Origin of the sequence: Terrisphaera buseokensis (genome assembly GCF_047521145.2) — a bacterium.
Classification (GTDB): domain Bacteria; phylum Verrucomicrobiota; class Verrucomicrobiia; order Opitutales; family Opitutaceae; genus ER46.
In genome coordinates, this window is record NZ_CM134186.1 from 2960851 (window position 1) to 2974129 (window position 13279).

Genomic DNA, 13279 nt, shown 5'->3' on the forward strand with positions numbered 1-13279 from the left:
CATGTCCCAAGAGCCGATGAATAATTTCACGCCACGCGCGCAGCAGGTGCTCGCGCTGGCCCGCAAGGAGGCCGATCGTTTTCACCATAATTACGTCGGCACCGAGCACATCCTGCTTGGGCTGATCAAGCTGGGGCAGGGCGTGGCCGTCAGCGTCCTGCAGAAGATGGGCCTCGATCTCGAAACCGTCCGCGCCGCCGTTGAAAAACAGGTCGGCACCGGCCAGGAGACGAAGACGCAGAACAGCATTCCCTACACGCCGCGCGTGAAGAAGGTCCTCGCCCTCGCCGGCAAGGAAGCCAAGACGCTCAATCATTCCTACGTCGGCACCGAGCACATCCTGCTCGGCCTGTTGCGCGAAGGAGAGGGCGTAGCCGCCCGCGTGTTGAAGTCCCTCGACATCGACATCGAGCGCACGCGCAACGAAATCCTCCGCGAACTCGATCCGCAGTTCTCGGGCGGTCAGACCAACGAGGGAGGCAGCGAGGAAGCCGCCGCGGGCAATCCGCAGCGCGGTTCGGCGCAGGCCGAGGACAAGAAGGAAGTGAAGACGCCCGCGCTGAAAGCGTTCGGCCGCGACCTCACGGAGCTCGCCCGCAAGGGGGAGATGGATCCGGTGGTCGGCCGCAAGAACGAGATCCGCCGCGTCATCCAGATCCTCTGCCGCCGCACGAAAAACAATCCCGTCCTCATCGGCGAAGCCGGCGTGGGCAAGACCGCCATCGTCGAAGGCCTCGCGCAGGAAATCGCCGCGGGCAACGTCCCGGAGATCCTGTTTGAGAAGAAAGTCATCACGCTCGATCTCGCGCTGATGGTCGCCGGTACCAAGTACCGCGGCCAGTTCGAGGAGCGCATCAAGGCCGTGATGGACGAGATCAAGCGCGCCAAGAACATCATTCTCTTCATCGACGAGCTGCACACGATCGTGGGTGCCGGCGCGGCCGAGGGCGCGATGGACGCGTCGAACATCTTCAAGCCCGCGCTCTCCCGCGGCGAACTGCAGTGCGTCGGCGCGACGACCCTGAACGAGTACCGCAAGTACATCGAGAAGGACTCCGCGCTCGATCGCCGCTTCCAGTCTGTCAAGGTCGAGGCGCCTTCCGTGGATGACACCATTCAAATCCTGAAGGGCATCCGCGGGAAGTATGAGGATCACCACAAGGCGACCTTCACCGACAAGGCGCTCGAGTCCGCCGTCAAACTCTCGGACCGCTACATCACGGGTCGCTTCCTGCCGGACAAGGCCATCGACGTGATGGACGAAGCCGGTTCGCGCGCCCGCATCGGCGCCCTCAGCCGACCGCCGGACGTCGAAAATCTCACCAAGGAGATCGAGTCCGTCTGCGCGCAGAAGGAAAAGGCGATCAGCGAGCAACACTTCGAGGAAGCGGCCAAGTTCCGCGACCAGGAGAAGCAGCTCCGCGCCAAACAGGATCAAATCACCGAGCAGTGGAAGAAACAGCGCGACGAGAAGCGCGTCCTGATTGACGAAGACCTCATGATGCAGGTCGTCGCCGACTGGACCGGCATTCCGCTGAACCGGATGGAAAAGAAGGAGAGCGAAAAACTCCTCGCGCTCGAAGGCGAGCTGCAGAAGGCCGTCATTGGCCAGGACATCGCCTCCATCGCCATCGCCCGGGCACTGCGTCGTTCGCGCGCCGATCTCAAGGATCCGCGCCGGCCGATCGGCTCGTTCATGTTCGTCGGCCCCACCGGCGTCGGCAAGACGATGCTCGCGAAGCAGCTCGCCGCGCAGATGTTCGGCAACCAGGACGCGATCATCCAAATCGACATGTCCGAGTACATGGAGAAGTTCGCCGTTTCCCGCCTCGTCGGCTCGCCTCCGGGCTACGTCGGTTACGAGGAAGGCGGCCAGCTCACCGAGGCCGTGCGGCGCAAGCCGTATGCGGTCGTGCTCTTCGACGAAGTCGAGAAGGCGCACCCGGACGTCATTCAGCTGCTGCTCCAGATCCTGGAGGACGGCCGCCTGACCGACTCGCTGGGCCGCACGGTCGATTTCCGCAACACGATCATCATCATGACCTCGAACGTCGGTGCGCAGCTCCTGCAGCGCCAGACCTCGATGGGCTTCGCCGCGGCGACGTCGAATTTCAACGACGCCGAGAAGATGCGCGAGAAGGTGCTCGAGGAGGCGAAGCGGGTGTTCAAGCCCGAGTTCCTGAATCGTATCTCCGACATCGTGTTCTTCCGGCCGTTGTCGAAGGACGACCTGATCAAGATCGTCGAGCTCGAGACGACGCATTTCTCGAAGCGCCTCACCGAGCGAAAAATCACGCTCGAGTTCACCCAGGAAGCCAAGGACCTGCTCATCGAGAAGGGTTACGACGAGAAGTACGGCGCGCGTCCGTTGCGCCGGGCCGTCGAGCACTACCTCGAGGATCCGCTGGCCGAGGCGTTGCTCCGTGGCGACGTCAAGGACGGCGAGCCGGTCGTGGTGGCCCGCGATGGCGACAAGCTGATCTTCAAACAAAAGACGCCACCGACCGCTGCAAGCGGCGTGACGCCCTGAACCCAAAAACGACCACCCGTCGTTAAACGAAGCCCCGCCCCCCGAGATCAACGGGAGCGGGGCTTTCGTTTGGGCGTTGGGGAGCGTATCCGGGATACAGGCCCGCGAACTCCCGCCCGAAGCGCAGGCCCGGAAGCGCAGGCCTCCGGCCTGCATTCAGAACGCCTGCGCTCCCGGGGACCGACTCCTGCGCTCCCGCGAGCCACGCGCCGTGCAGTTGGCAAACATCTGTGATTCCGCGCGCGGACCCGACTCCACGCGTGACATGCACCTCCGGCCCCGTGAAGTCTTCGTGCCGTCGGCATGAAACGCATCGCATCGCTGTTCGTGGTGGCATTCACCCTTTGCGCCCGGCTGGTGGCGCAGGGCGGGGCCATTCCTGAAGCAGAGGTCCTTGCGGTGCCGACTGCGATGCGGTTCGCGGCGATTCACGCCGCGGCGCAACGCGATGGCTGGGCACCGCAGAGCGCCGCGTTGCAGGTGGCCGGGGTCCGCGCCTACGAGCGCGAGAAGCCCGCCGCCGCCGAAGCCTGGCTCAACGCCTTTCGTTGGGCGACGTTGCTTGGCCAAAGCGAGCCCGAGTTTGTGCCGCGCTGGGTTCAAACCGTGCAGGCGGCCCGGCTGGCCCATCCGAACATGCCGACGCGATACGACGCACGCCCGCGGCTCCTGGCCGCGAATCTCTCGCCCGCGCTGCAAGCCTGGCTCGTGGGCAACGTTGCGGTGTCCGCGGAATTTTTTGCGCTGCTGACGCCCGTCGACTTCGCGCCGCGCGTGCTGGAAATCCTCGACGAACTGTTCAAGGCCGACCCAGCGCGTTTCAAAACCTACGTGAACCTGGCGCTGGCGATCGCGGTGGTTTACGACGTGCCGCCGCCGCCCGACTGGCCGCACGCGCAGGTGACCAACCGGGCGCTCCCCCGGACGCTGCCGCCGCCCGCGGCCGCGTTTGCCTGGTGGATCAAGCAGGAGCAGCGGGGGCGGACGTATCATTCGCTCGCGCGACTCGGGGCGGAGGAGTTGAAGTTCGTCGTCGATGCGGCCGCGCCGTTCAACGAACTCGAATGGATCCAGGGGGCCGCGGATCTGCCGCTCGCCCAGCTCCCGCGCGCGTATTCCATGATCCGATACCGCAACGATCGGCTGACGGGCAACCAGCTCGTGTGGCCCGGCGCGACCTATACGTTGCCGGAGATCATTGCGACCGGCGGCATCTGTCCCGACCAGGCGTATTTCGCCACTCAGGCGGGCAAGGCGCGCGGCGTGCCCACGCTCCTGTTCGGCGGCGCCGGCGCGGACGGCCGGCACGCGTGGTTCGGCTTTCTCGACGGCAGTCGCAAGTGGCAGCTCGATGCCGGCCGCTACGCCGAGCAGCGGTTCATCACCGGCTACGCGCGCGATCCGCAGACGTGGGCGCAGTTCTCGGATCACGATCTGCAGTTTCTTTCGGAAGGGTTTCGCTCGCTGCCGTCGTTCCGGCAGTCGCGCACGCACGCGCGCTTCGCCGCGGAATATCTCGCGCTCGGCAACGCCCGGGCCGCGGGCGTGGCCGCGCGCAAGGCGGTGAGTTACGAGCGGCGCAACCAGGATGGCTGGGAGCTGCTGATTGCCGCGGCGCGGAAGGAAGGCCGCGACGCGAAGGCGGTTGAGAGCCTGCTGCGCGAGGCGGCGCTCGCGTTTCAACGTCACCCGGATCTCGAGGCGCAGTATGTGACGCGGGTCGCCGACAGCCTGCGCGCGCGCGGCGAGACCACGGCAGCCGCGGAAGAGGTGCGTCGCATCGCGACGAAGCACAAGCCCGGCCGCAGCGATCTCAGTGTGCAGCAGGCCCGCGAAAACGTGCGTCGCGCGATGGCAACGCAGCCGCTGGCGGAACAGATCCGCGTGTATAATTCCGCGGTCGACAGTTACGGCCGCGGCGAGGGCATCGGCTTCTTCGATCAGGTGGTCGCCGGCTTTGCGCGCCACCTCGTGCAACTCAATCAGAAGGCCGAGGCGCTGCGCGCACTTCAACGCGCCCACCAGGCGCTGCGGGTCGAGCCGAACAGCCAGCTCGCCGGCGAATTCGAGGCGCTGCTGAAGGAAATCAAAGCCGCGAAGCCGTAGCGCGGGTGGCGATCGGCGCCCGGCGAACGACCGTTGCGCTTGTGGCTACGAGCGCCAAGCGAGTGGCCGGAATGCACTCCTTCGCTACGCGCAATCACCGCGGCCGCTTCGGCCAGTTCAGGTGCGTGTGCAGAAAATCGAAGGTCCCGATGCCGTTGATCGTGTGCGGGCCGTTGAAGTACTCGATCGCGGTCCGCTCGGGAATGCCCAGCTGCGTGTAGAGCCGGCGGACCTTCGCGTACTCGTAGGACACCCATTCGTCGACGCCCACGCCGTCGTTGTGTCCGCGCTCCACCATGAACGGTCGCGGCGCGATCAACGCGGCCATCTCCGCGTAGTTGAACGTGGGGCCGAGGTTGAATTCAAAAATCTCATACTCGGGCGCGAACATGTAGCCGTAGCGCAGATCGACGCTGGCGTTCTTGCGGATCCACTCGTTGAAGTCGCCGGAGCAAATCGAGAGCGCGAACCGATCGAGCAGCGCGGGCAGGCGCATCGCGGCCTTCCCGCCATACGACAAACCATAGTAACCGATGCGTGCGGGATCGACGAAGGGCTGCGTGACCAGCCAGTCGAGGATGCGATCATTCTGCGCGAGGATCACGGAGAAGAGCGAGGCGCCCAGCGGATTCAGCTTCCGCTGCAGGACGCGAAAGTCGTCGCGGCCGCGATACGGATTGTGCGGCGAGAACACGATGAAGCCGCGTTCCGCGAGTCGCGCGGCGAAGGCTTTGTAATAGCCAAAGGCGCGCTCCTGCGGGTTCTCGTTGATCGTGTCGACGGGCAGGCCTTCGAGTCCGTGCTGGCAGACGACCACGGGGCGGCGTTCACCGGGCTGCAGATCCTTTGGCAGGAGCAAATAGCCCCAGGCGAAGACGTCCTCCCACACGTCCAGGACGACTTCGTAACCGGTCCACGCCGCCGTTTCGACGAATCGGCGCGTCCGTGGATTGATGGGGCGGTCTGCGGCGGGCAACCGGCCGAGGACATCGGTCCAGAGTTGCTCCTTGAAGTCGCGCGTCGCCTCCCGCCACGCGCCGGGAGAGGCTGGTTTGAGCTTCTGCCAGAAGGTCTCCTCACGTTTCGCCTCGGCCCGGTTCAGCAGGGCCTGCGTGTGGGCCTCCATGGCGCGGACGAGACGGGTCTGGCGGACGGCGGCGTCCCGAAGCGCTGCAACCGGCACCGGCGGGGCGCTGGCCGCGCGCGGCGGCCCGGCGTCAGGCGCGAGTGCGGACCAGAACGCCGCCAGCGCCTCGGCTGAGCCCGGGGCCAGCGGCGTCGCGTCGGTGCCGTGCACCAGTTGCAGCGCGCCGGCGCGGGTGGTGCCGACGAGCGCTTGGGCGCGCGCGAACTCGCGTTGCACGGCGGCGAGGACGGGAGCGGCGATGCGTCCTGGGGCGGCGGATACGGAGCGTCCGGGTCGGGCGGTAGGCGGACCGGTGACGGTGGGTGGAGCGCTGAACTCGAAGATCAGCGAGCGCGGAACGATCAGACTGGCGAGCTCGGCGTCGCCGAACTCCCGCAACAGGCCGAACACATTGCGTTCGATCGGCTCGGCCCAGATGTTCTGGCGCGAATCGAAATATCCACTGACCCAGGTCGCGCGGATACGAGGATCAAGCGCGCCGGCGTACTGCGCAATGAGCCCGCCCTCGCCGTAGCCCGCCACGCCAGTCGCGACGCGCGGTCCCCGGGCGTTTTCGTTCTCAAACCAGTCCACGGCGGCGAGCACCTGCTGGACTTCGTAACCGATGAGGTGCCGGCCCAGTTCGTACGCCTGGCGATAGATCCATTCGCGATGCGGCTGATTGGTGAACCGGTTGAGCCGTGCGTTGCCGGAGTCCTCGTCGCGTCGATCGACCAGCGTGGGAATGAGCACCTGGCAGCCGCTCTCGGCGAGCCGGCGGGCGAACTGTGACGGCGCGGCAATTCCGGGCGTGAGTCCGACCAGCATCTCAGGCGTCTGATCGGCATCGGCGAGCGCCACGACTCGGGCGCGGGGCGTGGACTTGGGTTGCAGCAAAAGGCCTTCGGCGTGGACGCCCGCAAATACCGGCCAGCGCACGGCGAGCACGGTGTAACGGGCGGTTTCGGCGAGGACGGCTGAAGTGGTCGTGTCCGCCACCAACTGGACGCCCGTCATCGGCACGCGCGCATCGACGGCCCCGATCATGCGCCGAAACCGTTCGCGGTTGGGCTGCACGGAGCGTTCGTACGCGGCCGGAGTGGAAGCATCGCGCTGCCAGAACGCGGCGCGGGCTTCGATCGAACGATCGAGGGCGCGCAGCGCGTAGCGATCGATGCCGGCGACCATGTCGCGCGAGAGGTCGCTGCGCGTTTCCAGGGGCGACGTTCCGGCGAGGGGGACGGCCGGCTGCGCGTCGGCGCGCAGGCAAAGGGCAACGGCGAGCAACAGCCACGCGTGATTCAGAGTGGGGCGAATCATGCGCGGAGTTTTCAGGCGCGGGCGGCGGTGACAAACGAAAGCGGAGTGGAACCAGCCGCGGGAGGGGGCGCTTGGCGCCGGCGGGAATTCGCCTTGCGGGAAGCGGGCGTTCGGAGGATTGAGTGCCTCGACCGGCAGAAGCGACGCCGGCCGCCACTCGTGTTGAACCCCTGACTTTACTGCGTAGCCCAGCCAACCCGCCATGATCATGTCCCTGCGCCCTTCCTGTCTCGCTCCGATGGTTGCGTTCAGTCTTCTGGCGGCGGGACTGTGGGCCGCCGCACCGGAGCGGCCGAATATCCTGCTGATCGTATCGGACGATCAGGGCTATGCCGACACGGGTTTCCAAGGAGCCATGGATATCGCGACGCCGCATCTGGATCGACTGGCGGCATCGGGCGTGCGCTTCACCAACGGCTATGTGACGCACCCATTCTGCAGTCCGACGCGGGCGGGCCTCCTCACCGGCCGCTATCAACAACGTTTCGGGCACGAGCGGAATCCGTATTTTGATCCGTCTGACGTCCGCGAAGGCCTGCCTCTGGGTGAAACCTTGCTGCCGGCGCGATTGCAGGCCGGCGGTTATGTCACCGGATGGATCGGAAAATGGCACCTCGGGGCGGCACCGGCGTTCGCGCCTCAGCGGCGGGGCTTTGCGGAGACGTACGGGTTCATCGGCGGCGGCCATCGCTTCCGTGACTGGAAACCGGATCCTTCGGTCGAGTATCAGGTGGCCATTGAACGCAACGGCCAGCCCGTGGAGTCGCCGTCGCACCTGACCGAGGCGTTTGGCCAGGAGGCGGCGGCCTTTGTGCGGCGGCATGCGGCGGAGCCGTGGTTTCTGTACCTGGCCTTCAATGCTCCGCACAATCCCAACGAGCCGACGCCAGAACGGCTGGCGCGTTTTGCCGGCATCAGCGATCCCGTCCGGCAGAAATACGCCGCGCAGGTCAGCCTGATGGATGACGCGATTGGGGGGACGCTCGCCGCGTTGAAAGAAACCGGCCAGGAACGGCGCACGTTGGTATTTTTCTTCAGCGACAATGGCGGTCCCGTGGGCATCAACGGTTCCGTGAATCGTCCGCTCCGCGCCGGCAAGGGCACCGTTTACGAGGGCGGCGTGCGGGTGCCGTTTCTGATGGCGTGGCCCGATGCCATTTCCGCCGGTCGGACCGATGATCGGCCGGTCTCCTCGCTCGACGTGTTCGCGACCACGCTGGCGGCGGCGGGCGTCGCGATGCCCTCCGATCGGAAATACGACAGCGTGAACCTGCTCCCGTATGTCACCGGCCGGAATCCGGCAGCCCCGCACGATCGCCTTTACTGGCGCAATGGCGCGTTGCTGGCCGTGCGCGAAGGTGACTGGAAACTCGTCCGCGGCGCCGGCGCGAAGGATGAATTGTACAACTTGGCCAAGGACCTTGGTGAGACGTCCGATGTCGCGTCCAGCCAGCCGGAAATCGCGCGAAGGCTGGCCGCGACGCTCGACGCCTGGAACGGCGAACTGATCGAACCGGCGTTTCCCGGCCTGACCGCGCGGGCGGGGAAGGCGGGTGGCGGGAAAAAGAAACGATAGTCACGGAATGACGTGGGCGTGCGATCGGACACGGGGCGCATCGACCCGTTGCGTGACGTGAGGTCGATGGCGTTCTGTCTCACTGGCCGCGACCGGTGGCCGATAGTGGGCGCGAAGGAGTCGGTGACACGGAATCGCGTTGAGCCCGGGTGCGGCGCGGGTTTCGCTCCGCGGCATGACCCCCTCGTTGTCGCTGCCGACCTGCCTGCGTGTTGCCCTTGTCTGGTTGGGACTGCTCGGTGCCACGATTCACGCGGCGACCGGTGCGCGGCCCAACATCGTGTTCATCATGGCGGACGACCTCGGCTACACCGATGTGGGGTGCTTCGGGAGCAGGTATTATGAAACCCCGCACATCGATCGGCTCGCGACGCAGGGCACGCGGTTCACCAATTATCATCAGCATCAGAACTGCGCGCCCACGCGGGCGGCGTTGATGACCGGACAGTATTCGCCGCGCACCGGGGTGTACACCGTCGGCGGCATCGATCGCTTCGACTGGAGCAAGCGGCCGCTGCGCCCCGTGGACAATGTCACGAACCTGCCGCTCGATCGCACGCTGCTGCCGCAGGCGTTGAAGGCGGCGGGCTACACGACGGGCATTTTTGGCAAGTGGCACCTCGGCCAGCAGGGCGAATACCTTCCGGGCAAACGCGGTTTCGACGAGGCGATCGTGAGCATGGGCGTGCACTTCAACTTTGAGACGATCCCGCCCACGGCGTATCCGAAAGGCCAATATCTCGCGGACTTTCTCACCGACCGCGCGGTGGATTTCATCAGGCGGAACCGCGCCGCGCCGTTTTTTCTCTACCTGCCGCACTTCGGGGTGCACTCGCCGCATCAGGCGAAGCCGGAGTTGATCGCGAAATTCAAGGCGAAGGCGGGCGTGGGAGGACATAACAACCCGACCTATGCGGCGATGATTGCGAGCGTGGATGAGAGCGTGGGCCGGGTGATGGCGGTGCTCGACGAATTGAACCTCGCCGACAACACGCTGCTGATCTTCACCAGCGACAACGGCGGCGTGGGCGGCTACGTGCGCGAAGGCGTGAAGAAGGACGGCAGCGATGTCACGGACAACGCACCGCTGCGCAGCGGCAAGGGCAGTCTTTACGAGGGCGGCACGCGCGTGCCGTTTGTCGTGCGCTGGCCGGGCCGGGTGAAGGCTGGCGCGACGTGCGACACGCCTGCGATCCACGTGGACATCTATCCGACGCTGGTCGAGGCCGCGGGCGGACGGCTGCCGGCCACCCAGGTGTTCGATGGTGAAAGTTTGCTGCCCTTGATGCGCAACGTGAGTGCCCGGCTCACGCGCGATGCCATTTTCCAGCACTTTCCCGGTTACCTGGGTGCCGGCGTGGACAGCTGGCGGACGACGCCGGTGAGTCTGGTGCAGGCGGGCGACTGGAAACTGATGGAGTATCTCGAGGACGGCCGGCTCGAACTCTACAATCTGCGGGACGACATCGGAGAGACGAAAAATCTCGCCGCCACCTCGCCCGAGAAAGCGGCGGAACTGCATGCCCGACTTAACGCGTGGCGCGCGGCAATAAATGCGCCCATGCCGACCAAGAATACCGGCGCCGATGCAGCCGCGAAAAAGAAGGGTGGCGGAAAGAAACGGAAGGCGAAGCAGCCCGAGTGAGACGGGGAGTCGCCCTGGCTTTCGCCGCGATTGAAATCAGCCACGGCTCCGCTATGCCCGCGGGATGGATCGTCGACGTTTTCTCGAACTGATGGGAACCGCGGCGGCGCTAACCGGCGTCGCGGGGCGCGCAGCTGAACCTCGCGGACTCACGTCGTCGCGGGCATCGGTCTTGGTCGTCGGCGGTACCATGATGAACGGCGATCATTTCGCCGACAGCGTGTTGCCGGGCCTGCGCGAACATTATCGCGGGTGCGCGTCGGTGGCGCTCGTCCTGCATGCGTCGCATCCGAGCGAACGCGACCGGATGGAGGCGCGCCTGCAAAAGGCTTTTGCGCACCTGGGCGTGGCGCAGGCGATTTCACTGCACCGCTCCGACGCAGCGGGCGCGCGCGCGGTGCTGGCGCGGGCTGACGGGATTTTCGTCGGAGGTGGCGAAACATTCGTGCTCCTCCGGGACCTGTATCGCACTGGGCAGCTGCAACTCATCCGGGATCGGGTGCTCGCCGGAGTGCCTTACGGAGGATCGAGTGCGGGGGCGAATGTGGCGGGAACGCTCATCGGAACCACGAACGACTTTCCGGTGGCGGACATCCCGAGTCGCGAGGCGCTCGGCTTCCTGCCGGCGGCCATCAATCCGCATCATCCACTGCCGGCGGCGAAGGCCGACTTCGATGCTCGAGTCGGAAAAATCAGGGCCTACCTGAATTTCAATCCGGAGGAAACGGTGCTGGCGCTCGCGAATGCCTCGATGGTGCGACGGCATGCGGACGAAACGAAACTCGTGGCTGGCTCCGGTTGGATCTATCGTCGGGCCGGCGTGCGGGCACTGGAACTGCAGCAGACGATTCCGGAGCTGGCGGCAGCACGCTGACGGATTGCGAAAAAAAGAAAGCCGCACGGACGCTTCCGTGCGGCTCCATCATATGACAGATCGGGACCTGAAATAGGGCTTACGCAGCCGTGCGGCGGCGGGCGATGAGGCCCAAACCAGCGAGCGCGGAGCCCATCAGAATCACAGTCGAGCCACCGTCAGGTACGCCGGGCGTGTTGGTGGAGCGCTCCGAGTAGGACACATTCAGACCGGAGACCTTGAAGCGGTCGTTGGTGTCTCCCGGCTTCGCCCCGATTAACAGGTACTGACCGAGCGTATTGCCGGCGTTGATGTTGAACGTGACCGGATCGTAGCTCACGCCATTCACATCCGTGCCGGAGGAGAACAGGCTTGAGAGGCTGTTGGAATTGCCCACCGACCAGCGGAAGTCGCTGTCGCCGTCGACATAGCCGAACGTGACCGAGTTCACGTCGACCGACGTGCCGCCGAAGGAGAACAACAGAAAGTCCTTCCGGCTGGAATTGTCGACCGTATGACTGTCGTAGCTGTCCGTGCGCACGCCCATGCCGTAGCTGCCGTTCTGGGTGATCGACTCCTGCGTCCAATTGGCACCGTTGTCGGCCGTCGACCAAGCGGTGACCGTGGCGGTCAGGCCGGTGGGGCTCGACGCTTTGGTCACTGTAGTGACATCGCCGCCGCTGACAGTGAACGCGAAGTTGACCGTGACGGCGTTGAGCGAAGCGGCGGAGGCGAGAGCAGCGATCGCCGAGGCGGTCGCGAGGAGGGAGCGGTAGCAGGATTTCATGATGGGCTAGGTTAAGGATGGATTCGAAACTAGGGTTATGTACCTAGCTGTGTTCATGCCAACGCACCTAGACCGCTGCGCGCCTCCCGCTAAGTGACTACGATTGAGGTAATAAAGGGGACTTAAAGAATTTGTTTTGCAATAGGGAATCTCCCAGAGCTGTCAAAACAGGCCAATAATTGTCGGATGGTCTTACAGGGTGCAGATTGATTCCTTTAGGGATAGGTGTTTATGCCCATGTGGCGATAATTAGCCTCACTTAGCTCACGGCAGAAACTTTGCCGATAACTTGGGGGCTGCCGAATGGGCAAAAAAAAGCTGCACGGAGAAACTCCGTGCAGCGATGCGAGGGGCTAAGGGTGTAGGCTTCGAATCAGGCAACCTTCCGGCGGCGAGCAACCAAGCCGAGAGCAGCAATGGCGGAGCCGAGGAAGAGGACCGTCCTACCACCATCGGGAACGCCGGGGGTGTTGTTCGGCACATTACGGCTCACGCCGAGGGACGAGATCTTGAGACCGCTGGAATTGGTGTCCTGATTGCGTCCGCTTCCCGTGATGTAATCCGGGCCGGCGGCGATAACAAGATAGGTCCACTCCGTCGTCGAACCGACAGCGATATTGTAGGAACCCGTTCCGGTCGAATTTACAAAACTACCGGTGTTCAAATCGGTCGGCTTGGTACCGGTGTTGTTGAGCCAGTAGTAGAAGTTGGAGTCTTGGTAGCCTTCGTACCCGATGGTCAGGCTGTTAACATCAACCGCGGGCGCGAATTGGAATACCAAGTAGTCGCGATTGCCGCTGCCGTCCAAAGTATGGGAATCGCCACTGCCGCTTTCTTGACTATTCGTAACCCCCAAGCCGCCGCTATATTGGCCGACCTGCGCACCGACCCAGGAATTCCCGTTCAAGGAGTCGGCCGTGACGGTCACGCCCACGCCACTGGGTGAGGAGACGAAGGATTTCGAGTTACTCAAGGTGCCGTTAGCACTGAAGTTAAACGTGTAATTGACAACGACCGCCTGCAAAGAGGCAGCGGAAGCGAGAGCGGCGAGCGTGGTAGCTACACCGAGTAGTTTGCGAGTGACTGATTTCATAGTTGAGGAGGAAACGTAGCTGACTGGCAGTAATGATGCCTAGCTAGAACTAGGTAATGTAACTTAGCTAGCTGCGTGCCATCTCCTCCCGACCAAAACTTATAGATTCTTAAGTCTATATAAGAATGATACTAATGAACGGCATACTTCACGGAAATGTACTAGGTAGTAATTCCAAGAGTTCGTCAAAGCCCAAGAAATGTCGGCTTTATTAACATTTGTTAAGCCAAACTAGCCCTAGGA

Annotated in this window: 8 protein-coding genes; 5 read left to right on the plus strand and 3 right to left on the minus strand. The window is 64.3% G+C overall.

The window, feature by feature from the left end; all coding sequences use genetic code 11:
• Position 1 precedes the first annotated feature (1 nt).
• Positions 2 to 2530 (plus strand): ATP-dependent Clp protease ATP-binding subunit, encoded by a 2529-nt coding sequence (locus ACLJEU_RS11000; protein ID WP_414664962.1) that lies wholly within the window; start codon positions 2 to 4, stop codon positions 2528 to 2530.
• Between the two features lie 303 nt (positions 2531 to 2833).
• A complete protein-coding gene (locus ACLJEU_RS11005) occupies positions 2834 to 4636 on the plus strand; it encodes a tetratricopeptide repeat protein (protein WP_414664961.1) in 1803 nt (600 codons plus the stop codon).
• A 94-nt stretch (positions 4637 to 4730) separates the two neighbouring features.
• On the opposite strand, the gene ACLJEU_RS11010 is transcribed toward ACLJEU_RS11005, so the two are convergent.
• Positions 4731 to 7082 (minus strand): hypothetical protein, encoded by a 2352-nt coding sequence (locus tag ACLJEU_RS11010; protein ID WP_414664960.1) that lies wholly within the window; start codon positions 7080 to 7082, stop codon positions 4731 to 4733.
• 208 nt (positions 7083 to 7290) lie between these two features.
• Here ACLJEU_RS11010 and ACLJEU_RS11015 point away from each other — a divergent pair, with 208 nt between their 5' ends.
• The 3 genes from ACLJEU_RS11015 (at position 7291) to ACLJEU_RS11025 (ending at position 11177) form a co-directional block, all read left to right on the plus strand.
• Positions 7291 to 8658, plus strand: coding sequence for a sulfatase-like hydrolase/transferase (locus tag ACLJEU_RS11015; protein WP_414664959.1), 1368 nt, complete (start codon positions 7291 to 7293; stop codon positions 8656 to 8658).
• A 175-nt stretch (positions 8659 to 8833) separates the two neighbouring features.
• Complete coding sequence (locus ACLJEU_RS11020; protein ID WP_414664958.1) at positions 8834 to 10303, plus strand: sulfatase; 1470 nt, start codon at positions 8834 to 8836, stop codon at positions 10301 to 10303.
• Positions 10304 to 10367: 64 nt separating this feature from the next.
• Positions 10368 to 11177 (plus strand): Type 1 glutamine amidotransferase-like domain-containing protein, encoded by an 810-nt coding sequence (locus tag ACLJEU_RS11025; RefSeq protein WP_414664957.1) that lies wholly within the window; start codon positions 10368 to 10370, stop codon positions 11175 to 11177.
• 79 nt (positions 11178 to 11256) lie between these two features.
• Here ACLJEU_RS11025 and ACLJEU_RS11030 read toward each other — a convergent pair whose 3' ends face one another.
• Positions 11257 to 11943: a hypothetical protein gene (locus ACLJEU_RS11030; protein WP_414664956.1), complete on the minus strand. Its 687-nt coding sequence runs from the start codon at positions 11941 to 11943 to the stop codon at positions 11257 to 11259.
• A gap of 373 nt (positions 11944 to 12316) precedes the next feature.
• A complete protein-coding gene (locus tag ACLJEU_RS11035; protein WP_414664955.1) occupies positions 12317 to 13036 on the minus strand; it encodes a hypothetical protein in 720 nt (239 codons plus the stop codon).
• Positions 13037 to 13279: the final 243 nt, after the last annotated feature.

What these genes read in the sequence shown, in the direction of transcription:
- ACLJEU_RS11015 (WP_414664959.1), top strand. Translation starts at nt 7,291, where the DNA reads ATGTCCCTGCGCCCTTCCTGTCTCGCTCCGATGGTTGCGTTCAGTCTT.
- ACLJEU_RS11030 (WP_414664956.1), bottom strand. Translation starts at nt 11,943, where the DNA reads ATGAAATCCTGCTACCGCTCCCTCCTCGCGACCGCCTCGGCGATCGCT.
- ACLJEU_RS11035 (WP_414664955.1), bottom strand. Translation starts at nt 13,036, where the DNA reads ATGAAATCAGTCACTCGCAAACTACTCGGTGTAGCTACCACGCTCGCC.
- ACLJEU_RS11005 (WP_414664961.1), top strand. Translation starts at nt 2,834, where the DNA reads ATGAAACGCATCGCATCGCTGTTCGTGGTGGCATTCACCCTTTGCGCC.
- ACLJEU_RS11000 (WP_414664962.1), top strand. Translation starts at nt 2, where the DNA reads ATGTCCCAAGAGCCGATGAATAATTTCACGCCACGCGCGCAGCAGGTG.
- ACLJEU_RS11020 (WP_414664958.1), top strand. Translation starts at nt 8,834, where the DNA reads ATGACCCCCTCGTTGTCGCTGCCGACCTGCCTGCGTGTTGCCCTTGTC.
- ACLJEU_RS11025 (WP_414664957.1), top strand. Translation starts at nt 10,368, where the DNA reads ATGGATCGTCGACGTTTTCTCGAACTGATGGGAACCGCGGCGGCGCTA.
- ACLJEU_RS11010 (WP_414664960.1), bottom strand. Translation starts at nt 7,082, where the DNA reads ATGATTCGCCCCACTCTGAATCACGCGTGGCTGTTGCTCGCCGTTGCC.